This window comes from Aequorivita xiaoshiensis (assembly GCF_022008395.1).
Taxonomy (GTDB): Bacteria; Bacteroidota; Bacteroidia; order Flavobacteriales; family Flavobacteriaceae; genus Aequorivita; species Aequorivita xiaoshiensis.
Genome location: NZ_JAIRBB010000081.1, coordinates 1 through 311 on the forward strand (window position 1 = coordinate 1; position 311 = coordinate 311).

Here is a 311-nt window from a genome sequence, read left to right on the forward strand (position 1 = left end):
CATTCCCCATACGCTCTTATTTTGCTTATTGTACTTTTTTGCTCTTTAATGAGTTTATTCATTGCTTAATAATTGATCAATCAACCAAAGGTCAACAACCAAATACTAAGACTTTTATTACTTTTCTCGTATTCTTTAATTACAATATGTCAATGAACTGTCTGGATCTCTGTGTCTCTCAGGCCCGGATAACGGGCAGCTAATGAAAAACAACAGTTGTTGTCCGTGGTGGAGAATATCGGAGTCGAACCGATGACCTCCTGCGTGCAAGGCAGGCGCTCTAGCCAGCTGAGCTAATTCCCCATTTTTTG

At 40.2% G+C, this 311-nt stretch carries 1 tRNA gene; it reads right to left on the minus strand.

Annotation, left to right across the window (positions count from 1 at the left end):
- Window positions 1-226 precede the first annotated feature (226 nt).
- Window positions 227-303, minus strand: a tRNA-Ala gene (locus K8344_RS14060).
- Between the last annotated feature and the right edge of the window lie 8 nt (window positions 304-311).